This window comes from Priestia sp. D51, assembly GCF_053345675.1.
Genome location: NZ_JBLTIR010000004.1, coordinates 530962 through 555897, shown reverse-complemented (window position 1 = coordinate 555897; position 24936 = coordinate 530962). Strand labels below are relative to the sequence as shown.

22 protein-coding genes are annotated in these 24936 nt (G+C 36.7%); 20 read left to right on the top strand and 2 right to left on the bottom strand.

What is annotated here, in order from left to right; all coding sequences use genetic code 11:
* Positions 1-55: 55 nt before the first annotated feature.
* From ACNHOZ_RS19525 to ACNHOZ_RS19480, 10 genes are all read left to right on the top strand, one after another.
* Positions 56-1009, top strand: coding sequence for an ABC transporter permease (locus ACNHOZ_RS19525; RefSeq protein ID WP_028413754.1), 954 nt, complete (start codon positions 56-58; stop codon positions 1007-1009).
* A gap of 9 nt (positions 1010-1018) precedes the next feature.
* On the top strand, positions 1019-1927 hold the full coding sequence (locus ACNHOZ_RS19520) for an ABC transporter permease (RefSeq protein WP_034264721.1): 909 nt from the start codon (positions 1019-1021) through the stop codon (positions 1925-1927).
* Complete coding sequence (locus ACNHOZ_RS19515; protein WP_048021416.1) at positions 1924-2922, top strand: ABC transporter ATP-binding protein; 999 nt, start codon at positions 1924-1926, stop codon at positions 2920-2922. The genes ACNHOZ_RS19520 and ACNHOZ_RS19515 overlap by 4 nt, the downstream gene beginning before the upstream one ends.
* Positions 2915-3904: an ABC transporter ATP-binding protein gene (locus ACNHOZ_RS19510; RefSeq protein WP_047751176.1), complete on the top strand. Its 990-nt coding sequence runs from the start codon at positions 2915-2917 to the stop codon at positions 3902-3904. The genes ACNHOZ_RS19515 and ACNHOZ_RS19510 overlap by 8 nt, the downstream gene beginning before the upstream one ends.
* A 630-nt stretch (positions 3905-4534) precedes the next feature.
* Positions 4535-5083: a hypothetical protein gene (locus ACNHOZ_RS19505; RefSeq protein WP_048021412.1), complete on the top strand. Its 549-nt coding sequence runs from the start codon at positions 4535-4537 to the stop codon at positions 5081-5083.
* 96 nt (positions 5084-5179) lie between these two features.
* Positions 5180-5662: a Cys-tRNA(Pro) deacylase gene (ybaK, locus tag ACNHOZ_RS19500; protein ID WP_048021514.1), complete on the top strand. Its 483-nt coding sequence runs from the start codon at positions 5180-5182 to the stop codon at positions 5660-5662.
* Between the two features lie 165 nt (positions 5663-5827).
* On the top strand, positions 5828-6112 hold the full coding sequence (locus ACNHOZ_RS19495; RefSeq protein WP_048021410.1) for a DUF5316 family protein: 285 nt from the start codon (positions 5828-5830) through the stop codon (positions 6110-6112).
* Between the two features lie 93 nt (positions 6113-6205).
* Entirely contained in the window at positions 6206-6616 is a 411-nt protein-coding gene (locus tag ACNHOZ_RS19490; RefSeq protein ID WP_048021407.1) for a GNAT family N-acetyltransferase, read from the top strand.
* Positions 6617-7192: 576 nt separating this feature from the next.
* Positions 7193-8539, top strand: a complete 1347-nt coding sequence (locus ACNHOZ_RS19485) for an MFS transporter (RefSeq protein ID WP_048021405.1) — start codon at positions 7193-7195, stop codon at positions 8537-8539.
* A gap of 412 nt (positions 8540-8951) precedes the next feature.
* Positions 8952-9920, top strand: a complete 969-nt coding sequence (locus ACNHOZ_RS19480; RefSeq protein ID WP_275211204.1) for an extracellular catalytic domain type 1 short-chain-length polyhydroxyalkanoate depolymerase — start codon at positions 8952-8954, stop codon at positions 9918-9920.
* A 136-nt stretch (positions 9921-10056) separates the two neighbouring features.
* On the opposite strand, the gene ACNHOZ_RS19475 is transcribed toward ACNHOZ_RS19480, so the two are convergent.
* A complete protein-coding gene (locus tag ACNHOZ_RS19475; protein ID WP_016763750.1) occupies positions 10057-10212 on the bottom strand; it encodes an aspartyl-phosphate phosphatase Spo0E family protein in 156 nt (51 codons plus the stop codon).
* Between the two features lie 1138 nt (positions 10213-11350).
* Here ACNHOZ_RS19475 and ACNHOZ_RS19470 point away from each other — a divergent pair.
* Positions 11351-12802 carry an NADP-dependent glyceraldehyde-3-phosphate dehydrogenase gene (locus ACNHOZ_RS19470; protein WP_165635838.1) on the top strand — a complete coding sequence of 484 codons (1452 nt, stop codon included), beginning with the start codon at positions 11351-11353 and terminating at the stop codon, positions 12800-12802.
* Positions 12803-12908: 106 nt separating this feature from the next.
* Here ACNHOZ_RS19470 and ACNHOZ_RS19465 read toward each other — a convergent pair whose 3' ends face one another.
* Positions 12909-13205, bottom strand: coding sequence for a hypothetical protein (locus ACNHOZ_RS19465; protein ID WP_028413740.1), 297 nt, complete (start codon positions 13203-13205; stop codon positions 12909-12911).
* Positions 13206-13561: 356 nt separating this feature from the next.
* Between ACNHOZ_RS19465 and ACNHOZ_RS19460 the strand changes: the two genes are divergently transcribed.
* From ACNHOZ_RS19460 to ACNHOZ_RS19420, 9 genes are all read left to right on the top strand, one after another.
* Positions 13562-15334: a PrpR N-terminal domain-containing protein gene (locus ACNHOZ_RS19460; protein ID WP_221833551.1), complete on the top strand. Its 1773-nt coding sequence runs from the start codon at positions 13562-13564 to the stop codon at positions 15332-15334.
* Between the two features lie 256 nt (positions 15335-15590).
* A complete protein-coding gene (gene dapA / locus ACNHOZ_RS19455) occupies positions 15591-16481 on the top strand; it encodes a 4-hydroxy-tetrahydrodipicolinate synthase (RefSeq protein ID WP_221833549.1) in 891 nt (296 codons plus the stop codon).
* Positions 16482-16515: 34 nt separating this feature from the next.
* A complete protein-coding gene (locus ACNHOZ_RS19450; RefSeq protein ID WP_221833696.1) occupies positions 16516-17682 on the top strand; it encodes an iron-containing alcohol dehydrogenase in 1167 nt (388 codons plus the stop codon).
* A gap of 17 nt (positions 17683-17699) precedes the next feature.
* The gene (locus ACNHOZ_RS19445; RefSeq protein WP_034264664.1) at positions 17700-19013 is read left to right on the top strand and encodes a four-carbon acid sugar kinase family protein; all 1314 of its coding nucleotides are present in this window, start codon (positions 17700-17702) and stop codon (positions 19011-19013) included.
* 44 nt (positions 19014-19057) lie between these two features.
* Positions 19058-20071 (top strand): 4-hydroxythreonine-4-phosphate dehydrogenase PdxA, encoded by a 1014-nt coding sequence (pdxA, locus tag ACNHOZ_RS19440; protein WP_168760646.1) that lies wholly within the window; start codon positions 19058-19060, stop codon positions 20069-20071.
* 323 nt (positions 20072-20394) lie between these two features.
* Entirely contained in the window at positions 20395-21819 is a 1425-nt protein-coding gene (locus ACNHOZ_RS19435; protein ID WP_033578701.1) for a sodium:solute symporter family protein, read from the top strand.
* A 45-nt stretch (positions 21820-21864) separates the two neighbouring features.
* Complete coding sequence (locus tag ACNHOZ_RS19430) at positions 21865-23058, top strand: sialidase family protein (RefSeq protein WP_168760647.1); 1194 nt, start codon at positions 21865-21867, stop codon at positions 23056-23058.
* A 29-nt stretch (positions 23059-23087) separates the two neighbouring features.
* Entirely contained in the window at positions 23088-23834 is a 747-nt protein-coding gene (locus tag ACNHOZ_RS19425; RefSeq protein WP_033578703.1) for an SDR family NAD(P)-dependent oxidoreductase, read from the top strand.
* An 80-nt stretch (positions 23835-23914) separates the two neighbouring features.
* Positions 23915-24817, top strand: a complete 903-nt coding sequence (locus ACNHOZ_RS19420; protein WP_168760648.1) for an AEC family transporter — start codon at positions 23915-23917, stop codon at positions 24815-24817.
* The last annotated feature ends 119 nt before the right edge of the window (positions 24818-24936 follow it).

Sequence of the window (24936 nt, the reverse complement as noted above, 5' to 3'; positions counted from 1 at the left end):
TTATTATTCTAATAAACAGAGGGCTTATGCTCTCTGTTTTAGAAAGGAGTTTACGATGGGAGCTTATACACTTAAGAGACTTTTTGCACTAATTCCTGTTTTATTCATTGTATCTATTGTTGTGTTCTTAATTACGCGCTTAACGCCTGGGAGTCCCGCAGCAATCATTTTAGGACAAGGCGCAAGTCCGGAACAAATTGCAGCGCTAAGCAAAGAAATGGGATTGGATGAGCCTGTTGTCAATCAATACTTTATCTGGCTATCAAACATCTTTCACGGAGATTTTGGTTATTCCTACTTTTTAAATAAACCTGTGCTCGGGGCAATTTGGGATAACGTAGGTCCTACGGTTTCTCTAGCTATACTTGCGCAAATTTTTGGCGTGGTGTTTGCTTTACTATTTGGTATATATGCAGCTAAACATAAAGGAACGATTCGTGATGAAAGCATTATGGGAGCCAGCCTTTTAGGTATCTCTATTCCTAGCTTTCTTCTCGGTTCATTCCTTATTTTGCTTTTTGCTGTACAGCTTCGAATTTTCCCTGTTTCAGGATACGTTCCGTTAAATGCCGGATTATTTGAATACTTAAAGTATTTAGTTTTACCAACGATTACGCTTGGAGCGATTCAAGCTGCATTAATTACGCGTATGACGCGTTCATCTTTACTCGATACCATTTCTGAAAACTTTGTTAAAACGGCAAAAGCAAAAGGATTAAATGAACGCACAATTATGCTTAAGCATACGCTGCGCGTGAGTTTTTTACCGATTTTAACAGTTATCGGAGAATCATTTGCGGGACTTGTGACCGGAGCGGCAGTAACAGAATCATTATTTAACATCCCGGGATTAGGTCAGCTGATTGTTTCATCAATTGAACGCCGAGATTACGCGCTTATTCAAGGAGCTGTACTTTTAATTACGGTTGCTTACGTGGTCATCAATTTAGTTGTTGATTTGCTGTATGCCGTGATTGATCCGCGTGTACGCAATTCTTATCATGATTAAAGGAGGGTGATGAATGTGAACGCACAACAAAATACAGAGACCATTTCAGTAACTTCAAAGAAAAAAAGAAACCCAGCGGCAGCGCGTTTCTTCTCAAATCGTTTGCTAGTAAGAGGAGCGATACTTATTTTATTATCTATTTTGATTGCTGTTTTTGCTCCGCTCATTTCTCCTTTTGGCAGTTTACAAATCGACCCTGCAAATCGATTAGCACCGCCGTCAAGCACGCACTGGTTTGGAACGGATAACTTTGGGCGAGATGTATTTAGTCGGACAATGTACGGCGTCAGAATATCGTTAATGATTGGAGCCGCAGTAACGATTATTGCTACTGTACTTGGTTTAATCGTTGGACTTTTATCTTCTTATTATAAAATTCTTGATTATATTTTAATGAGAATTTGTGACGGCTTGTTTGCTTTCCCGTCTATTTTACTAGCAATTGCCATCATGTCTGCTTTAGGACCTAAAACAAGCAATGTTATTATCGCACTGAGCCTTGTATTTATTCCTTCGATTGCGAGAATTGTTCGTTCAGCTGCGCTTGTTGTAAAAGAAAAAACATTTATTGAAGCGCTAAAAGCTCAAGGAGCAAGCTCACTTCGAATCATTTGTTTTCATATGGCACCAAACGTCTTATCGCCTTTAATCGTTCAAGTAACATACGTGTTTGCCGTGACGATTTTAACAGAGGCTTCGCTAAGCTTTTTAGGAGCCGGAATTCCTGCGCCAACACCAAGCTTAGGAAATATGCTGTATGACGGAAAGCTTGCGATTTACAACGCGTGGTGGATGACCGTGTTTCCGGGTGTATTTATCATTTTAATTGTACTTGGCCTTAATTTATTTGGTGACGGTCTGCGCGATTGGTTAAATCCGAAAAACGTAATGCTGAAGAAAAGGAGGAAAAAACGTTGAGTAACGCCCTTTTAAAATTAGAAGACTTACAAGTAACTTTTACAACGTATAGCGGAGAAGTAACGGCTGTTGACAATGTATCTCTTCAATTAAATAAAGGAGAAGTATTGGGCATTGTCGGTGAATCCGGATCTGGAAAAAGCGTAACGTCCGAATCTATTCTTCAGTTATTAGATGAAGACCTAACAAGCTACGATGGTAAGATTTTGTTTGAAGGAAAAAACTTATTAGACATGTCTTCAAAACAAATTCAAAAGCTAAGAGGAAACGAAATCTCAATGATTTTCCAGGATCCCATGTCGTCATTAAATCCCGTTATGCCAATTGGAAAACAAATTGCTGAAGTGACTCGTCTGCATCAAAAAGTCTCTAAAAAAGAAGCGCAAAAGAAAGTCGTAGAGCTTTTGAGACTAACTGGCATTCCGTCTCCAGAACAGCGAGCAAAAGAGTATCCGCATGAAATCTCGGGAGGAATGAGGCAGCGCATTATGATTGCGATGGCTTTAGCCTGTGAGCCGAAGCTTCTTATTGCCGACGAGCCAACAACGGCTTTAGATGTAACCATTCAAGCGCAAATCCTTGACCTTATGATGGATTTAAAAGACAAGCTCAACATGGGCGTGCTGTTCATCACCCATGACTTAGGCGTTGTCGCTAATATTTGTACAAAAGTAGCCGTGATGTATTTAGGACAAGTGATGGAAGAAACGGACGTTAAAACGCTGTTTTCAAAACCGCTTCATCCTTATACAATGGGCTTAATTAAGTCGGTTCCTCACTTAGATGGCGACAGAACACAAGAGCTTTCGTCCATTCCAGGAACGGTTCCGCCGCTTTCAAACGTGCCAGACGGCTGTCGTTTTGCACCAAGATGCCCGTTTGCAACGGAAAAATGCCATAAAGAAGTACCTGTTTTAGAGCATGCCGATGATACGCATCGCGTTCGATGCTGGCACTATGAAAAAATTCAAGAAGGAGAGGTTGCGTATGTCTAGTGAAGCAAAGCAGCAAAGCGCCAAGCCCTTGCTTGAAGTTCGCAACCTGCAAAAATACTATCCGGTTCGTTCAGCTTTAGGAAAAGCAAAAGGCCAAATTAAAGCGGTTCAAGATTTATCTTTTGATATTTATGAAGGCGAGACGTACGGATTAGTAGGTGAATCTGGGTGCGGGAAAAGTACAGCGGGGCGCACGCTTTTAAAGTTAGTAGAACCAACGGGCGGGGAAGCACAATTTAATGGAGAAAGTATTTTCGAATCTAAAGCATCACGCTTACGGACGATTCGTAAAGATTTGCAAATGATTTTCCAAGATCCGCATACTTCCCTTAACCCAAGGAAAAAAATTGGGGCTTCCATTCAAGAAACATTAACAATTCATAATGTAGGCGCCAAAAGCGAACGAAAGCAGCTTGTCATTGAATTATTAAAAAAGCTTGGGTTTAACGAAGAAGATTACAACCGCTATCCGCACGAATTTTCAGGCGGCCAGCGTCAGCGCATAGGGATTGCGCGTTCGTTAATTTTAAACCCGAAGCTTATCATTTGTGATGAGCCGGTTTCAGCACTGGACGTATCTATTCAAGCACAAATCTTAAACTTGCTGCGCAGTTTGCAAAGAGAAATGAAGCTTTCATATCTCTTTATCTCCCACGATTTAAGCGTTGTAAGACATATTGCAGACCGCGTTGGCGTAATGTATTTAGGAAGATTAGTAGAAGAAGGGCCAACAGATGAGATTTTTTCAAATCCTCGTCATCCTTATACAAAACTTCTTTTATCCTCTGTTCCGGCGATTCATGAACATGAAAAACGCGAAAAAATCGAGGTTAAAGGTGAAATTCCTTCTCCTCTTAATCCACCTTCAGGCTGTGCGTTTCATAAAAGATGCCCGTTCGCATTTGACCGCTGCATGAAAGAAACACCTGAAGATACAGTGATTGATAGCAAGCATAAAGTAAAATGTCATCTATATAGTTAAGGTGAAAATCTGTAGCGATAGAGAAAACAAACATATTGATGCAGCAGCATAATTGAATGAATAGAAATGAAAAAGTCACTAGTACATCTAGTGGCTTTTTTCTTTGAAAACATCGGGTTCCAAGGGTAGTGAAAAGTCATTATTTAGCATATTAGATTCATTTTTATATAAAAACGAATATTTTAACGGTAATATAGTTCTATAAATATACATAAAAAGGGGTTTTTAGATGAAAAGGAAGCCGCTACAAGCACTCAAGAAACCAAGGAGAACGCAACAAAGAAAAACGTAGAAGCAAAAGAAGAAAGTAACGAAGCAATCAAGAAAAAAGAGCCTCAAGACAATGCTACAGAAGAGTCGGATAAAAAAACAAATAAAGTCACAGAAAAAGAGAAAGAATCCTCAAAACCAGGGGATAAACAGAAAGAAGATTCTACGCAAGCAGCAGATAAAACTGAATCAGCGTCTAGTCAAGTTGACTGGGGTAGCACGTGGAGCAGAAATATTGATACAGACCCCGCTGGAATAGATATTACTAATTTAAAAGGCGACACGTTTAAGTTCAAATTAAACGCAAATCATTTTGACAACCCAGAAGATGTTAGTACAGGAATTGTGAGTGCAGGGGATGTGGAAGGAATTGCAAAGATTAAAGGAAATGTCGCTACTCAAATAACGGATGATATAGACGGTGGTTGTATGATTACGATGACTAACTATACAAGTTATATAGAAGTTAAAATTCAGCCGAGCTGCACTAGTTCTGGTGGTGGAGTAGGCGTTTATTATGATGGGAAATATCAAAAAGGTGATATAGTGTCACAAGAAGAGAACACCGATAACAATACAACTTCAGAAGATGCCGAACAAGAGAAGCAAGACCAAGAAAAGAGCGAAAAATCAAGTAAAAAAGAAATTCCATCAGGGAAATCACAAAATCTGTTGACACATGAAGAAGCAGAACAGCGTGTAAAAGAATTTTTGAGTTTATCAATGGATAATATGTATTATGTATATGACGGGGATACTCCAGAAGGAAATTATTCAATACGTGTCTATCAATATCAAGAGGCAACAGCCGATTCCACTGAACACGAAGCTTTTTATGGTTTTTATACAGTAAATCCGCAAACTGGAGAAGTAGCTGATGCATATGCTGATTTAAAAGAAAGTAACTAAAATATCTTTATAAACAAAAGACCCCTTACTAACCTATCCATCCTAATATATGGAGATATGAAAACAAAACGTGTTATGATGGTATCGGTGATAATTATGGGTAAAAAAGCAGATAAAACAAACGTAATGCGAATTTTAGATCAGAAAAAAATTGAGTACAATTATTATTCTTATGAAACTAAAAATCTGAGTGGGGTACAGGTAGCTACTTCGCTCGGAGAGGATCTTGCTAAAGTCTTCAAGACACTTGTGACCGTAGGGAAATCAAAAGAACATTATGTCTTCATGGTACCAGTTGAAAAGGAGCTTGACTTAAAGAAAGCGGCAAAAGCAGCTGGTGAAAAGTCCTTAGAAATGATTCCTCAAAGAGAGCTGTTGCCACTTACAGGATATGTTCACGGCGGGTGTTCTCCTATCGGAATGAAAAAGCAGTTCATAACCTTCATTGACTCTACAGCAGAAGACTGTGAAACGATTTACTTTTCAGGCGGGCGTGTAGGTCATCAGATACAGTTACCACTAAGTGACTTATCAAAAGTAATTCGTATACGTCCGGCAGACATCACAAAAGATAGTTGAAATGTAGTTCCCTTGAGCGAAACGCACTTAGACATAAGCGTTTCGCTTTTTTAGTTGCTTTAATTACTGTTGGAATAACGAAAAATAAAAGTAAAAATATAGAAAAAATGATATTATATAGATAATGCATGGGGGTTTTATAAAAAAACTAGGAGGAAGACAGAAATGATTAAATCAATTATTGGTGGGTTCATTTTATCTTTTATTCTTTTAGTAGCATGTACAATAGCTAACGTAAATTCAGAAACAGTACTTTTCACCGCTTTCATTATATTAGTGGGGCTAGCTCTTATCATATCTGGAGCAGCTGTAAGCGGTGATCGAATGAGAGCTAACCTTTCCACAGAATCAAAAACGGACAAGAAGTGGAGAATTACAAACTCTATAAACCTTATGTTAGCTGCCGCTCCAGTTCTCGGGGTATTTCTTCTCATTCATTACTTTGTATAGTTTATTCTTCGACATGTAAGAGCAAGCCGCAAGGTCCTAAAAAAACAAACTAATTATTTTATTCATAAGATAATAGTGAAAAGAGGTGCTAGGGTGAAAGAAATTACTTCAACTGCAGTGAATCCAACAATAAAAAAGCTGTTATCTTATGCCACTTTAGAAGAGAAGGTTAATGAGGAGTATAAAAAATACACGTGTTTGCCAAGTCGGAAATTATATAGTATTGAAGTAAATGGAGACACAGTTAGCTGTATGGGAGTTAAATTTCTTAACCCCAAGGAAGCTGTTATAAAACATATAGCTGTTTTACCAAAAGAGAGAGGGAAAGGAATAGGAAGCAGCATGATTCGCTTTCTTTGTAAGAACTATGATATACATTCTATTTTTGCTGAGACAGATAAAGAGGCAGTAAACTTTTATTCTAAGTTTGGCTTCCAAATAACAAGTTTAGGTGAAAAATATCTCGGAGTGGAGCGCTTTTTGTGTGAATTTAAAGTTCAATGAGATAAATTAAGGTCGCCGATGTAACAAAATTATAGAGCATCTATGGCTGTATATATAATAAGGGATAAGATTAAAATTCAATAATTATCTTAAATTTAGGTTAGAGCTCAGTACAAGTTATGTTTATTCTACATATTATGTCAATGTAAGCAGCTTACACTCACAAGTTGAAAAGAGTATTTTCTTAACCATGTTCTCACTTAAAGAACATGGCTTTTTTCTGTTTGTCATATAAATTAGAAAGCCGAACTTTGTAAAATTTTTGTATTAATAATTAGAAAATATTATATTTTCTAATTAATCAATAGTACAATATATAAATAGAAGGGAGGGTTAACACTACATATATAATAGACAGCAGCCGCTTTTAAAACCCTTATTTTGTTACCTATAAATGATATTGAAATGGATTATTCAACCTTTTTTAAGCGCTCTCATTATATAAGTGATTGGTTGAATAGGTTTTATAGAAAGCAATACAATCTAGCTGTTTAAAAAGATTTACTGGTAAATTACTTACTACTTCATGTTACAGGAGAACCAACATTAAACACTCAAAGAAAAGAGGGATCGCTCATGGCTCATACTAGTGAAGCTGCAAACAACAGGCGTGTTACAAGTAATATTTTTAAGGGGTCTGTTGGAAATTTAATTGAATGGTACGATTGGTACGTTTACTCTGCTTTTGCCGTCTATTTTTCATCGCAATTTTTCCCAGAAGGCGATCCAACAAGTCAGCTGCTTAACACAGCCGCAATCTTCGCTGTTGGTTTCTTAATGCGTCCAATCGGTAGTTTGCTAATGGGACGCTATGCCGATCGATATGGTCGCCGTGCTGCGCTTACCTTATCTATTACCATCATGGCGAGCGGTTCTTTGATTATCGCTTGTACCCCTAGCTATGGCACAATAGGGTTATTATCTCCTATTATTCTAGTACTCGCACGTTTGCTTCAAGGAATCTCCTTAGGGGGAGAATACGGAACGTCTGCAACTTATCTTTCTGAAATGGCGAGCAGCGGGCGAAGAGGATTTTATTCAAGCTTTCAGTATGTAACGCTTGTTGCTGGTCAGCTGGTAGCATTAGGTGTTCAAATTATTCTGCAAAACGTTCTTAGTGAAGCAGATATGATTTCATGGGGCTGGCGTATTCCTTTTGTTATTGGAGCCATCGGCGCGCTAAGCGTTTTATGGCTGCGACGTACCATGGATGAGTCAGAGCAATTTTCTAAAATGGACTCTGAAAGCCGTGAAAATGCAGGGACTATTAAAGCACTTATGAAGCACCCTAAAGCAGTGTTGACCGTTATTGGTTTAACATTAGGAGGAACGGTTGCATTTTATACGTATACAACGTATCTACAAAAATTCATGGTAAACAGTGTAGGGCTGGATAAAGGGGTCGTAAGCTGGATTAACTTCTGTGCGCTGCTTGTATTTGTTGTCATTCAGCCAATAGCAGGGATGCTATCTGATAAAATTGGACGCAGACCTCTGTTAATGAGCTTTGGTATTTTGGGAACATTGCTGACTGTACCGCTGTTTCTTTTTATGAAACAAGCACATAACCCAGTCATGGCCTTTCTATTAATGACAGTTGGACTTATCATTGTAACCGGTTATACATCTATTAACGCAATTGTAAAAGCTGAGCTTTTCCCAACGGAGATTCGAGCTCTTGGTGTAGGATTACCGTACGGACTTACAGTTGCCATATTTGGAGGGACAGCAGAATTTATCGCACTATGGCTAAAAAGTATTGGCCATGAATCAATTTTCTTCTTCTATGTAGCAGGGTGTATTGCCATCAGCTTTCTTGTTTATTGGCGTATGGGAGAATCCTCTAAAGATTCATATATAGAATCTGAGCTGAAGACAGATGACAAAGATGACAACGTCCCGCCAAATAATATCAGCTTTTAATTTTGGTTAAATAAATAATCGTTTGGTAACATAAAAAAGACGGGCTTTTTATAGCCAGTCTTTTTTTATACCCTTAATTCTATAATAGGATTTTCGTATATTATTTAGTGATAATAAGTCCTTGTATGATCTCATTCCAGTAATGTTTAAAACTAGGCTTTATTTTCGGCATTTTGAACACTCCCTTTAAAATTTTCCCAATTGGATAGTCGTTATAGTAAGTTTAATAAAATTAACCAAAGTTGTTACCCAACGCAGAGCGTAACTTACTCTATGAATTTGTACCACTAAAGAGTGAAGAGAAAAATAATGAAAGACATATATGAAAGATAAGATACATAATAAAAGGATTATTTTGTGATATAACGAAATAGAGAGTATATACATCAGAAATAGAGAGAGGGTAAACTTCGTGAATACTTTATGTTCCTTTTTTATGAATCCAGTTTTAAGCGCTTCAACTTTTTTAATAGAATTACAGAGTGCGTTCTTTCGCCCTATTTGGAAAGAGTATAATTATGATGATTACTTTACCTACAAGGTATATGTTCCAAGTACATATACTGGGTTAAGTAAAGTACCATTAATCGTTATGCTTCATGGGTGTCAACAAGACGCAGATGATTTTGCTGCGGGTACGGAAATGAATAAGCTAGCGGAAGAAAAAGGTTTTATTGTTCTCTATCCCCAAATGAATTACTTTGCTAATTCCAACGGGTGCTGGAATTGGTTTTATGAGTATAACCAGTTTCGCGGTAATGGAGAGCCAGACATAATAAAAGATATGATTGATCACATAACCACTAAGTATGCGATTGATTCTACTAATATATACCTTGCTGGCATGTCAGCTGGAGGCTTTATGGCGAATGTGATGGCTATTGCTTATCCTGATATATTTAAAGCGGTAGGCATTCATTCAGCAGGCAGTAATGCGTATGCTGTAGACCTCATAACAGCCGGAGAAGTTATGCTATATGGATCTCTAAATCCTGAATTTGACGGTGATGAAGCTTATAAGAAAATGGGATCTTACGCACGGCCTGTTCCCATCATTACGTTTCATGGCCAATCAGATACAACAGTTAATCCAATTAATGCGTCTACACTAATTCAGCAGTGGATTTATACATATAAGTATTTCGGTATCGACCTACATGAAAATGCTGCTTCTTACACTTCAAGGGAAAACGAAAATCATTATAGTTACATAACTTATGACTACGTAGATGCAGAAAATAAAATCTGGATGAAAAAAATTATGGTAGAGGATATGGGGCATGCATGGTCAGGTGGAAATGACAATGGATCAGATACTGATTCAAAAGGTCCTAATGCTTCAAAAATGATGTGGAATTTTTTTGAAGCACAGAATGTTTAAATAGAATATGAACGAGCGATCAAGATGTACTACTAAATAACATCAGCCTTCATTTTTTTGAAACAAATAATTGTCGACCAACAGCAAAAAAAGGATCTTATCGAAAGATCCTTTTTCTGTTATCAACCAGCATTTCTTAACAAGTAGCTTCAAACCGATTTAACAATACATCTAGATCCTGACTGATTTTAATCGTATTACTACTTGTAAACCCTTCTTCTAGGGCAATCATCATCATCATTTTTCGTATAAATTCTATCTTTATCAGCAGTAGTCTACATTTGAAACACATTAAGTTTCCTCCACTTGCCACGTCATTTTAAAGGTTTAAATTATTGAATTTTTTATGTAAAAACGGTTCAAATCTAAAAATAGAACCTAAAAAATATAGTAACAAATAGATAGTGTCGAAGTCTGTCGTATTTTGAATTCAGATATTTTCATTTAAAAAGAATTAACTCTTAAACGTTTTGCTGGAAGCTGCGCTCTGTCTTAATTATGATTGTTCCACCGGTTGTAAATAACTGACGGAGTAACAGAGCTTCCCCTGTTTTTTGGATATAGGCATAATCAGATTACATTTAGGCATGTTAACATAAGATTGGACTTATTTAAGTTAGTCAACTTTAAACAAAAACATATCTTTTTTTCATTTATTGGTTTCTGTTTAACTATTTATGGCTATCAGGCACTGACAAATAAAGATAAATGATAGGTGAGGGCCGTTTCTAACCGCTATAGACTTTGTAAAAAGCGCAACAAAAAAGCGTCTGTTAAGACGCTTTATATATAATACATATACTGCTCTTCTTTATTGGTATTTGTTGTTTCATGGATTATTTCTTCCGGGATATTGGACGTCCGGTTAGTAAAAAGCATAAACAACGCAATAATTGATGCCACAAAACCTAAAGTAACAATCACAATAAATCCCTCCCTTTAGAATATATATTCTACTTTCATCTTCATTTTCCTATATTTATTTTATACCCTTATTTTATTTTCTCAACACATAGAATAAAAAGAGGGTATGCATCGCCTGAATATCCATCCAAAGTAAATACAATCAAGGGAGCTTAAAAAAGTAGGAAAACATAAAAATTTCTTCGTATTCGGGGCATGAATCATTAAAATTATTAATCATTAAGATAACTTATTTATATTGTACGAATGAAAGAAATTTATATATATTAAAAATACGAAATATTCATTAAATTATACAAGGGTTTGTTTTAAGTTAAAAAGAAAAAAGCTGCTGCTTTAAAGGCAACAAGTAAGCAGTATAAGATTAAGGAGTTACACGGAATATAAAAGTTATAGAAATGAATACAAGTAGAATTCTTTTTGCTCAAATATTCACATAGTTTTCATTCGTAAAAAAGACTGAAAATTTTGATAATAAATTTCACTTTTATTAAGGGGGACTTTTTATGACAACAACGGTTTTAAATGTATCAACTTATTCTTTTTATCTGAATGGTGAGTGGAAAGAAAGCAAATCAGGGCAGACGATCGATATTGTTTCTCCATACCGTCATGATGTGATTGGAAAAGTGCAGGCTATCACAAAAGAAGAAGTCGATGAAGCGGTACATGCCGCACAGAAAGCTCAGCAAGGGTGGGCAGAAACTTCTCTGCAAGACCGTGCCAAATATTTATATAAGTGGGCAGATGAGCTGGTAAAAATGCAGAGTGAAATTGCCGAAATTATTATGAGAGAAGTTGGAAAAAGCTTAAAAGATGCAAGGAATGAAGTCGTACGCACGGCAGATTTCATTCGCTATACAGTTGAAGAAGCTCTTCATATGAACGGAGAAAGCATGAAAGGAGATAGCTTTCCTGGAGGTTCTAAGTCAAAGGTTGCGATTGTTGAACGCGTGCCTTTAGGCGTGGTACTCGCGATTCCTCCTTTTAACTATCCGGTAAATTTGTCTGCTGCTAAGCTTGCGCCTGCTCTTATTTCAGGAAATGCAGTTATCTTCAAACCCGCAACGCAAGGAGCGATCAGCGGTATTAAGATGATTGAAGCTCTTGATCAAGCAGGGATTCCACAAGGACTTGTAAACGTCGTAACGGGCCGGGGATCTGTAATTGGTGATTACTTGGTTGAACATAAAGGCATTAACATGATTTCGTTTACCGGAGGAACAAATACGGGTACTCAGTTAGCTAAAAAGGCAGGCATGATTCCTCTTGTACTAGAACTTGGAGGAAAAGACCCGGGTATTGTATGTGAAGATGCAGATTTACAGGAGGCAGCAAAACATATTATAAGCGGAGCATTTTCTTATTCGGGTCAGCGCTGTACAGCTATTAAACGTGTACTTGTACATGAAAAAGTGGCAAACGAGCTGGTCGACATCCTAAAAGAAGAAGTACATAAACTATCAGTGGGTTCTCCTGAAGATGGATGTACAATCGTTCCATTAATTGATAGTAAGGCAGCGGACTTTATTCAAATTTTAATTGCAGACGCGCTCGGAAAAGGTGCAGAAGTTGTGACTGGGAACAAGCGTGAAGGCAACCTTATCTATCCTACTCTTTTAGATAACGTGAATGATACTATGCGTGTAGCATGGGAAGAACCATTTGGTCCTGTGTTACCAATTATCCGCGTCGCTTCTGACCAAGAAGCCATTGACATCGCAAACGAATCAGAATTTGGCTTACAAGCAAGCGTTTTTACAAAAGATATTAATAAAGCTTTCTCAATTGCAAATAAAATGGAAGTCGGTTCCGTTCAAATCAACGGCCGCACAGAACGCGGCCCTGATCATTTTCCTTTTATCGGCGTAAAAGGATCCGGTATGGGCGCTCAAGGCATTCGTAAAAGCATTGAATCCATGACTCGTGAAAAAGTAACGGTATTAAATCTTCAATGATTGAATTCCAAGAGCTATCCAAATCGAGTCAGTAAAATGTAGAGAATCTCATGGAAAAAAGCCTGTGCTCCAAAAAGCACAGGCTTTTAAACGTCTTATTTACCTATCACTCGATTCCATCTTTATAGTTCTTATGCCAGTTTTTATCACCTTTGTGCTCGATATCTTCAACGGTTTTTTCGAGCTCTGACATAATGAGTGTTTTTACTTCATAGATGGTATCAAAAAAAGCTTTCTCTTCATCCGGATTCGGCTTTATTTTGGCTGCTGCCGAAATATCAACATATCTGCGATGTTCAGTTGTTAATTTATCAAGCGCATCAAAAATATGAGAGGTAAGAACAGCAACCTCTTTATGATTATCAGGCAGCTTTTCTTTTAATGTTTCAATTCTTTTATCCATGTTAAAGTCCCCCTATAACGTGTTGTATTTATGTAACTTTCCCACTAATAAAAACGAATAACCTTAAAAAGTAAAAAAATATGGGAATTAGCACGTGAAACAAAAGTATACTACAGGATATCATGTTAAAGTGAAAAAACGGTGAAATGAGTGGGTATATTTTCAATATAGAGAAGTTTGTACTAATAAAAGAAGAGGTCATTTAGCAGGTAACCTTTGTCCGTGTTTTCAAGCCTTACATATATTTAATCGATATAAAGCTTTTTTAAAAATATTTGTAAGTTGATTCATTTTGCATCAAAAGAATTTTTTGGTATATTATAGATGTGTTTAAAAATGCAACAGAAGGTGATTGGATGAAAGTACTGGCTATCGCTCCTTATAACGGTTTAAAAGAGCTAATGATTACCCTAGGAGAAAAAGAAGAGTTCGAGTTGCAAGTAGAGATAGGTGATTTAGAAGAAGGCCTGACTCTTGCTAAAGATGCAATACATAATGGCATAGATATCATCATCAGTCGAGGAGGAACGGCGGAACTCATCCAAAGAGAGTTGACTATCCCGGTTGTTGAAATTGAAGTTTCTGGTTACGATATGCTTCGCGTGCTGACGCTTGCTAAAGGTTACCCAGGAAAAAAAGCAATTGTTGGGTTCTCTCCTATTTCAGAAGGAGCTTCTACAATTTGTGAAATACTAGATATCAATATGTCTGCATACAAAGTCAAAAGCGAGAAAGAAATCGAGCCTATTTTAGTTCAATTACAGCAAGATGGATATACAAATATTATTGGAGATGCCATTACGGTAAAAATAGCTGAAAAGCTTGGACTCAATGGTATATTGCTGACTTCTGGAAAAGAAAGTGTTTTAAAATCTTTTCAAAATGCAAAGAAAATATATGGATTTCTTTCGTCTTTCAAAAAAAACTACTTGATGTCTTATGATATTATTCAAAATGAAATGGAAGGAATTGTTGTATACAATTCAACGTCTCGGGCTATTTTTTCTAATCCTTATTTTAATAAGAATTTTACTGACAGCTTTAAACAAAACCTCAATGTAGAAGAGGCTGTAAAGACTGTATGTAACACAGGTTCTTTTGAAACAGTCTTTAGTAGGGATGATGACTTTTTGACAGTAAAAGGATATCCTCTGGAAACCTCACATTCAAAATTGATTATGTTTCGCATTAATCAATATAAGTCCAATGAAAATCAAGGTATAGATGGAATCTCAATTGTGTCTTTACAAAACGAAGCAAGCTCTGCAAGTAACCTTACTACTGTCGTCACAAAAAATGAGAGAATGAAAGGTGTTTTAAAAGCTGCAACTATTTATGCTAATACGGAAGAACCTGTATGGATTAGCGGTGAAGAAGGAACTGGAAAAGAACGACTAGCAAAGCTTATTCATCTTAATAGTGAAAGACGTGAATATCCACTGCTTATTATAGATTGTGAAGTTCTCTCAAAAGCACAGTGGGCGCGCCTTCTAGACAAAAGTTCCTATGATGATTTATTAGCCCATAATCCGCATGGAAGCGTTATTTTAAACAATATAGACCTTTTAGAATTGGATACTCAAAAACAATTAGCGAGTTATTTAAAAAAGAATTCAACTACGTGCCGTTTTATAACTTTATCGCGTAAAAGTATCGAATACTTAACTGAAACACAGCGTTTTGATCAAGAGTTGTATTATTTATTAGCTAGTTTAACCTTGGACCTTCCTTCATTAACAGAAAGAAAAGAAGATATCGAAAGCTTAGCTCTTTTCTTTATCGGAGAATACAATATAAAATTCGGCAAGCAAATCGTAGGGATACGTAGCGATGCAAACGAAAACTTAAAGAATTTTGAATGGACTGGTAACATAAAGCAGCTAAAACAGATCATTAAAGAGAGTGTACTATTAGCTGAAGGGGCTTTTTTAGAGCTTCATGATCTAAAGAAAGTAATAAGTACCATTCGCGTTACAAGTGACAATCAGGAAATTGATTTAAACGGAACGTTAGAAGAAATCGAACGAAAAATCATAAAAAGAATATGGTTAGAAGAGGGTATGAATCAAACAAAGACAGCTGAAAGGCTAGGTATAAATCGAACCACTCTGTGGCGGAAACTAAAATGAAATTTCCTATATATATTCGATTGAGTCAAATTTAAAACCACTTTATCTATAAGTTAGTAAAGATAAAGTGGTTTTTCCTGTTGAATTTTTAAACAATTTAGAAAATATTAAATTTTACCACTTTTAACTGTTGATTAATTAAACGTTTATGTATATAATTCAAATTGTAAACGTTTTAAAAAAGTAAATCATACATAAACGTTGCAAAAATAAACAATTAACTAAATTCAAATAGATAGTGTAGGGAGGAAGGAATATGGAGTTAAAAGGAATTATTCCAGCGTTATTAACGCCTTTAACAAAAGAGCAGAAAATAAACGAACCGGTACTGCGTCAATTAACTAGTCATCTTATTGAATCAGGTGTCCATGGCATTTTTGCTTTAGGAACAAATGGTGAATTTCATCTCTTCACAAAAGAAGAGAAATTAAAAATTGCTCAAGTGATCATTGATGAGGTCAAAGGAAGAATCCCCGTAATTGTTGGTACGGGAGGGAACAGTACAGAAGAAGTTATTGAATTATCAAAGCAGATGGAAAACCTTGGAGCAAATGCTCTTTCTGTTATTACTCCTTACTTTGTTACACCAACTCAAGAAGAAGTGATCGTTCATTTTCAGCAAATAGCAGAAGAAACATCATTACCAGTTCTTTTATACAATATCCCTTCAAAAACGGGAATGAGCTTAGAGCCCGATACTGTCGCCAAGCTAGCAGACGTTCCTAATATAGTAGGAATTAAAGATAGCAGCGGCAGCTTCGAAAATATTAAAAACTATATTCATGTAACAAAAGACAAAGACTTTTCCGTGTTTGCGGGAACGGATTCTTTAATACTAAAGACCTTAGAAGCAGGAGGAGTAGGAGCAGTTGCAGCAACTGCAAATATGGTCCCTGATATTGTCGTATCTATTTACGCCAGCTGGTTAAAGGGATTTAATAACGAAGCGGAAGAAGCTCAAAAAAAATTACAGCCTCTTCGAGACACATTCCAATACGGTACGCTTCCATCGGCTTTGAAAAAAGCTGTAGAACTATATGGAATTCCGGTAGGCCCTCCTAAACTGCCAGTCTCTGAACTATCAGGAGAGGGACTTGAAAAGGTAAAAGAAATGGTTGCGGGCTATAAAAAACAGAATGCACTTTAAAATAAACTAACTATAAGGGAAAGAGGTTAAAATGATGCAAAAGCTTTATCAATTTCAAACAGCAAATCATCTTATCGCAGGACCAAATTCAATTGAAAAAGTAGGAGAATACCTTTCTCTATTAGGTACAGAGGTCAAGTCAGCCTTAATTATTACTCAACCATCGATGAAAAGGTTAGGTTTTGTCGAGAAGCTTATTCATCATTTATCTGACAAAGGCGTATCAGCCTATGTGAATATTGATGTTCTTCCAGAGCCAACGGTTGAAAACATTGAAGAAGTTTTTCAAGCCATTAGCAAAGAACAGTATGATGTATTAATTGGATTTGGTGGAGGAAGCGTGCTGGATGCAACAAAAATTCTTTCAGTCTTACAAACAAATAACCAATCTATCCGTGAACTATTAGGTACAGATTTAGTTAAAAACCCAGGTACACCAACTATCTTAATTCCAACTACTTCAGGAACAGGTTCGGAAGTAACGCCTAATGCGATTGTTACACTGCCCGATGAAGAATTGAAGATTGGAATCGTAAGTAAGTATTTACTGCCTAAATTAGTGGTACTCGATCCAGTTCTAACATTAAGTTTGCCAAGACCTATCACAGCTGCAACCGGGATGGATGCATTTACTCACTCATTAGAATCATTTATTTCAAATAAATCAAATTTAATAAGCGATATGGTTGCATTAGAATCAATTCGTCTCATCTCGTCTAGTATTATAGAAGCTTATCAAAATGGGAATTCGGTCGAGGCGAGAGAAAAAATGCTTGTAGGTTCTATGTACGGCGGAATGGCTTTAACAAGTGCAGGTACTGCTGCGGTTCATGCATTAGCATATCCGCTAGGCGGAAAATTTAAAATTCCTCACGGTGTAGCTAATTCGATGCTTTTACCCCATGTGATGGAGTTTAACATGGATGCCATTGAAGATCGATTGTTCCTCGTAGCTGAGCCTATGGGAATTAAAATAGAGGGTTTTTCAAAGACGGAAGTAGCTCAAAAAGTAGTAAATCGTATTGTAGAGTGGACAAACGTTTTAGAAATCCCACAAAATCTAAAAGAATATGGAGTAAAGGAAGAAGATGTTCCAGAGCTAGCTCTTTCCGCTTCAAAAGTAACGCGATTATTAAATAATAATCCTAAAGAAGTAAGTTTGAAAGATATGGAAGGAATTTACCGTAAATTACTTGTTTAAAAAGGTGATGACATTCTATGAAAATATCCGTTATTTCTGATGATTTAACAGGCGCAAGTGATTGCGGAGGACAATTAGTTCGTTATGGGTTAGATGTTTCTGTCGTTTTAACCGATGACAATAGTAATTTAAGTAAAAAAGAAGCTTTTATATTTAATACGGATAGCCGCGCTGTTTCAGGGAAAGAGGCTTACGAAAGAGTTAAAAACGTTTGTGAAAGAATTCAAGGTGAAACATTTGATGTTATTTACAAAAAAATTGACTCTACAATGAGAGGCAATATCGGACAAGAAATTAATGCTGTGTACGACGTATTTCAACCTGATTTTGTTTTTATCGCTCCAGCCTTTCCAAACGCCGGAAGACAAGTGATTAACGGCGTACATTTTTTGAATCAAAAACGTTTAGATGAAACTGAAGTAGCGAACGATCCTAAAACTCCCGTAAAGGATTCTTTAATTGCCCGACTGGTTAAAAACCAAGCGCAAAAGGAAGTGGGCCATCTTTCGTACAAAGATCTTCATGCAGGATATGAATTTATCTTCAAAAAGCTTAAAGCATACAAAAATCAAAACATTTCATACATCACAGTAGATTCAATTCATGAATCAGATCTTAAATGTCTCGTTGAAACGATAAAAAAGACGGAATTTTCTGTTGTATGGTCCGGTTCAAGCGGATTAATTAACTATTTACCTCAAGCTTATGGACTACAGCCATCCACAAAGAAAGTCAGTTTTCTAAGAAATGATCAACCCGTGCTATTTGTTATTGGAAGCGTAAGTAAAGTTGGAAGAAATCAGCTGAACCAACTATTACTATACTCTGATACCATTAGTGTAGAAATGAACCCATCAAAAATCATTTTAGACGGTGTTTCCAGACAAAAAGAAATAGATCAGGTAATAGAGAGGGCCTTAACATTTCTGAAAACAGGAAAAAGTATTGCTTTATTCTCTTCAGAAGAAGTAAAAGAAACACAAGAGATTGGTAAAAAACAAGGCTATAGCGCTATTGAAATAAGTGACTATATTTCAATGGCCATGGGAGAAGTAGCTGTAGATCTAATTAATCAATGTACTATTACTAATCTTTTTCTTACAGGAGGAGACACGGCTCAACAAGTGTTAAGTCAATTACAGGTTCATAGACTTCATTTGGTTGACGAGGTGGAGCCTGGTATACCGCTTGGCAAGTTAGATTATAAAAGAGAGATTTTTGCTGTAACGAAAGCAGGAAGTTTTGGTACAGATGTAGCTATGCTTAAAGCTAAATCGAAGCTGCAGGGGAAAAAAGATGTTTGGGAACCCTCTGTAAGATTAAGCAAATAATTAAACAGTGCAATAAAAATGGAAGTGAATTTTAAAGGAGGCATATGATGAAACCTGTCATCGGAATTACAATGGGCGATGCAGCTGGAGTAGGTCCAGAAGTTATTGTAAAAGCACTAGCAGATCCATCGGTTTATGAAGCTTGTCGTCCTATTGTTGTGGGAGACGCTAAGATAGTAGAAAGAGCGATCCAAATGACACGAACCTCGTTAACTGTCCATCGCGTTAACGAGGTAAATCAAGGAGAATTTACTCATGGCGTAATTGATTGTCTGCATTTGGACTTAGTGCCGGAAGATCTTCCAGTTGGAGAAATCTCATCATTAGCTGGGAGCGCAGCGTTTAAATTTATTAAAAAAGCGATTGAATTAGCAAAGCAGCAAGAGATACAGGCCATTTGTACGGCACCTTTAAATAAAGAAGCGTTACATAAAGGCGGCTACACTTACCCTGGCCATACTGAAATTTTGGCAGAGCTTACGAATACAAAGGATTATTCCATGATGTTATCTTCACCAAAGCTAAAAGTCATCCACCTTACTACTCATGTAGGATTAAAAAAAGCAATAGATGCTATTACACCGGAACGAACATACACCGTTATCAAACTTGCTCATGAAACATTAAGTCGCGCAGGGTATAAAAACCCGCGAATTGCCGTTTGCGGAATTAATCCTCACGCTGGAGAGAACGGTTTATTTGGAGAAGGAGAAGAGGAAGAAAAACTAATTCCTGGTATTCAAATTGCAGCTTCTGAAGGGATAAATGTTACAGGTCCATACCCTGCGGATACGCTATTTTTCCGTGCAGTTCGCGGAGATTTCGATATTGTCATCGCTTGTTATCACGATCAGGGACATGTGCCTATTAAAGTCCTAGGGTTAGAAGAGGGTGTCAACATCACAGTTGGTTTAAACGGCGGCGTTATTCGCACTTCTGTCGATCACGGTACAGCATTTGATATCGCAGGAAAAGGAATTGCTGATGAAAGAAGTATGTTAGCTGCTCTTCAATCAGCTGCTGAGCTATCACCTAAAAAGGTTTTAAATAAGTTTTAAAAGTGGCGTTGTTATCAATTTTTTATAAAATGTCTTCGGAGGAATTTGAACATCTTTTACTATGAGTATAGTAGTAATAATATGAATTGTAATTAAAGAACTCCGAAGACAGTGAGTTATATTTGGTAATGTTTTATTGCTTCTTCACAGAACACAAATGAAAGCGCTTAATAAATGTCTGCATAAAACGTTTGACTACTGACCAATGAATCTTTTTAGAACAGAAAAAATGGTAGAAGCATTGAGAAAAATAAATCCTAAAATATTGAAAGTTTTATCGACATATATCAAAATTCTGTTGTTATTATAGGAGGAAATCTATAATGAAAGCATTAAATCCTTCAAGCCTGGTTTTTGTTTTAGCAGTAATTGTTGTATATATTCTATTTACAACATGGTTAACAATGAGATTAAGAAGTAAATCCAGCGCGGAATTTAATAACGCAGCCAAAACATTGCCTGCGCTTGTAGTTGGAATCTTATTAATGTCAGAGTTTATCGGCACGAAATCAACAGTAGGGACTGCTGAATCATCATTTACTGGTGGTATCGCGGCTTCTTGGTCACTTATTACGGTAACAATTGCTTTTTTCCTCTTTTCATTCTTTTTGGTTAATAAATTTTATGGGACTGGAAAATATACTATTTCCGGTATAATTGAGCAAAAATTTGGAAGATCTACAAAAACGGTTGTATCAATTATTATGATAGCGGCTCTTTTACTTGTGAATCTAGGAAACTACTTGAGTGGTTCTGCGGCCATTGCTTCTTTGTTAGGTTTACCATTAATGACATGTGCTATTATTACAGCCATTGTCAGTACATTTTATTTTACATTTGGGGGAATGAAAGGGGTTGCTTGGGTAACCATTCTTCACTCATTCGTGAAATATGCGGGTGTCTTGATCACAGTAGGAGTGGCATTGTACCTTTGCGGTGGGTTCAAGCCTATCGTGCACGAACTGCCAAAAAGCTACTTTACATGGGATGGAACGATTGGTGGAGGGACTATTTTTGCATGGCTTATCGGGAATATGGGAGCTATTTTCTCTACACAATTTATTATTCAAGCCATTACGTCGTCAAAAAGTGCAAAAGCAGCTAAAAAATCAAGTTTATATGCAGCACTATTATGCTTGCCGCTTGCATTGGCAATCGGAGTGATTGGGGTATGTGCACGATATTTGTATCCAAATATCGATCCTATCTATGCGTTTCCAGTATTCTTAGAACATATGAATCCAGTATTAACAGCAATTGTAGCAACTTCCTTAGTAGCATCCATTTTCGTTGGGGTTTCAACCGTGGCTTTAGCTACAACAACATTAATTGTTGACGATTTTTATGTTCCAAAAGCTAAACCATCTCCAGAACAACAGATGAAGATGACTCGAATTATTTCTGTAGTTGTTGGTATCATTCCTTTACTTGGTGTGGTTTTAGCCCCAGAACTATTAACTTTATCTTTTTTCACTCGTGCATTGAGAACATCTATTGCTGTGGTAGCTGCAATGGGATTTTATCTTCCATTTTTTAGTTCAAACCGAGGTGCAACTATCGGCTTAGCAATGTCCGGTATTTTCACAACTGTATGGTATTTGCTAGGAAACCCTTTTGGTATTGACAATATGTATGTCGCTGTCATTACACCATTTATTGTGATGGTAATTGACCGATTTATCGGTGGAAAAGATAAAAAGTCTGAAAATACTGAATCCAATACTGTAGAATATATAGATGCAAAGTAGAAAATAGCTTAGTTTACGTTAATACGTTAAAAGGAGAGATATGTAATGAGTAATCAATCAACGACTATTGTAGCAGATGGAAAATTAAAAATGTGTCCAGACGGATTGGAACATGTAGAGGCATATATTCCCTCTGATTGTATACAAAATCATGCTTCTAATTTACTTGTGTTAGACAACGGTGACCTGTTATGCACTTGGTTTGGCGGCACACAAGAGGGAATAGCCGACATTCACATTTATCTATCAAGACTTAAAAAAGGCCAAAAAGAATGGAGTAAAGCTGTAAAACTTTCAGATGATCCCGCTCGTTCTGAGCAAAACCCCATTTTATTTCGTGCTCCAGACAATAAATTATGGTTATTGTACACGGCACAAAAATCCGGTAATCAAGACACAGCGATTGTAAGATATCGTATTTCGGAAGATGAAGGCTATTCGTGGGGACCTATTGAGACTTTATTTGATCAGCCAGGTACTTTTATTCGACAGCCTATTGTTGTATTAGATAACGGTGATTGGCTTTTACCTGTTTTCTATTGCATTACGCCTCCGGGACAAAAGTGGACAGGAAATAAAGATATAAGCGCGGTGAAAATCTCAAAAGATCAAGGTGAGTCTTGGGAAGAGTATGAAGTGCCTAATAGCTTAGGGTGTGTTCATATGAATATTGAAAAATTAGATGATGGTACGCTTTTAGCATTATTCCGCAGCCGCTGGGCTGATCATATTTATAGCAGCCGTTCAACTGATTACGGGAAAACGTGGAGCGAGCCCATTCCAACGCAGTTACCTAATAACAATTCTTCTATTCAATTCACAAAATTAAATAACGGGCATTTAGCGCTAATTTTTAACAATATGAACGCCGATAATTGTACGGAGCGCAGGCTGTCGCTTTATGATGAAATTGAAGATGAAGAGGGTACGGATATTCTGTCTGCTAATCAAGATACGCCTGAAAAAGATGATGAAGGCAGACAAGCATTTTGGGGAGCACCTAGAGCACCGATGACAGTTGCGATTTCAGAAGATGGAGGTAGAACATGGCCATATAAAAAGGATATTGAAATAGGGGATGGCTATGCAATGACCAATAATTCAAAAGAAAAATTAAATAGAGAATACTCATATCCTTCTATTAAACAAAGCGCTGATGGAAAAATTCATATCGCTTTTACGTATTTTAGACAAGCTATTAAATATGTATGTGTGTCAGAAGAATTCATAAAGTCTTAATAGCTTCATATACTTCGGAGGGATAAAGTATGCTGTTGGAAAACAAGATTGCGATTATTACAGGAGCTAGTAGAGGTATTGGAAAGGCTATCGCTTTAACTTTAGCTAAAAATGGTGCCTCATTAGTTATACACGGTACGAATCAGACTTTATTAAATGAATTAGCTTTACAGGTTGAGGACTTAGGTAGAGAATGTATTGTAAAAGCTGGGGACGTAGCAGATCCAAATGTTGCAACCGAGGTTGTAAGAGCTGCTGTAGAGCGTTTTGGAAAAATTGATATTTTAATAAATAATGCGGGTATCAATATGCGCAGCTCAACATTAGAAATGACTTTGGATGATTGGAAAAAGGTATTAGATGTTAATTTGAATGGAACTTTATATTTCTGTAAAGCCGTCTTACCTTATATGATAGAGCGAAACTATGGGAAAATTGTCAATGTAAGTTCTACAACAGCCAAAACAGCGCATAGAAATGCAGCGCCATCTTACGGAGCTTCAAAAGCTGCAGTTAACTACCTTACGATGCATTTAGCTTTAGAAATGGCGCATCATAATATTTTTGTAAATGCTGTATGTCCAGGTCCTGTAGAAACTGACATGAGCAATCAATGGACAGATGAATACAGGAAAGAAGTAACAAAGCGAATTCCGTTAAATAAGTTAGGAACTCCTCAAAATGTTGGGGAAAGCGTTTTGTTTTTAGCTTCAAGTATGTCTGATTTTATAACGGGTGAATCTATTAATGTGAATGGCGGAACGTACATGAATTAGGGAATGAAAAGCCTAGAGAGTTGACTATCTAGGCTTTTCAATTGTTTCTCTAAAGAATAGAATATAAACAGGTGATTAAAATGGAATTTTTAACAATCCTATTACCTATTTTCGGCATATTTACACTAGGTTTTATTGGGCAAAAGAAAATAGGGTTCGATACAAAAGCGATATCCACCATGGCGCTTTATTTAATGTCTCCGATATTAGTTTTTAGAACGTTTTATACGACAAAATTTCAGGTGGATTATTTATATCTTGCTTTTTATACGTTTGCCCTTTGTTTTACTTTAATTATAGTTGTATATATTGTGGCGTTTATTCAGAAGTATTCCACTCGAGAGACATGCGGAATGATATTAGCCTCTTCTTTTATGAACAATGGGAATTACGGTACTCCTGTGGTTTTACTAATCTTTGGAGTTTCAGGGCTTGACTGTGCAATCATTTTAATGGTTATTCAACAGCTGGCAATGTGTACAATTGGAGTCTACTACGCCGCAAAAGGAAGTGCAGAAGGAAATGGTATACGTTCAGCTATTCGTGCTGTTCAGCGCATGCCTGCTATATATAGCGCCTTTTTGGGAGCTTTTTTTCAATTTTCCAATATTCATTTAGGGAAATCAGTCCTCGAAGCGGTAGATTTAGTTGCGAATGCAGCAATTCCTACGGTTATGATTGTACTCGGCATGCAGCTGGCAAAAATATCAGTTAAAAATTTAGCCAAAAGCAAAGTTTCTTTATCGCTTATAATTAAACTGATCATTTCTCCTACCGTTGCTTATTTACTTACTTTGTTTCTTCCAGTTGATGACATGGTTAAACAGATTATGATTATTACGGCCGCTATGCCAACAGCAGCAAACACGACCATGTATGCGCTGCAATTTGATACTGAGCCAGAATTTGTTTCAAGTGCAACGCTTATTAGTACATCGTTGAGTTTAGCTACTTTACCCCTAATTTTTACAATTGTATTGTGAAAATCTTTTATGACTACGTAATTTTTATGTCATATGAACTTTTTTGACTACTTTTTACGATTTTATGACTTTTTTTGAATGAATTTGATTGTTTTTGATGATTTTTCGAATAATCTGAT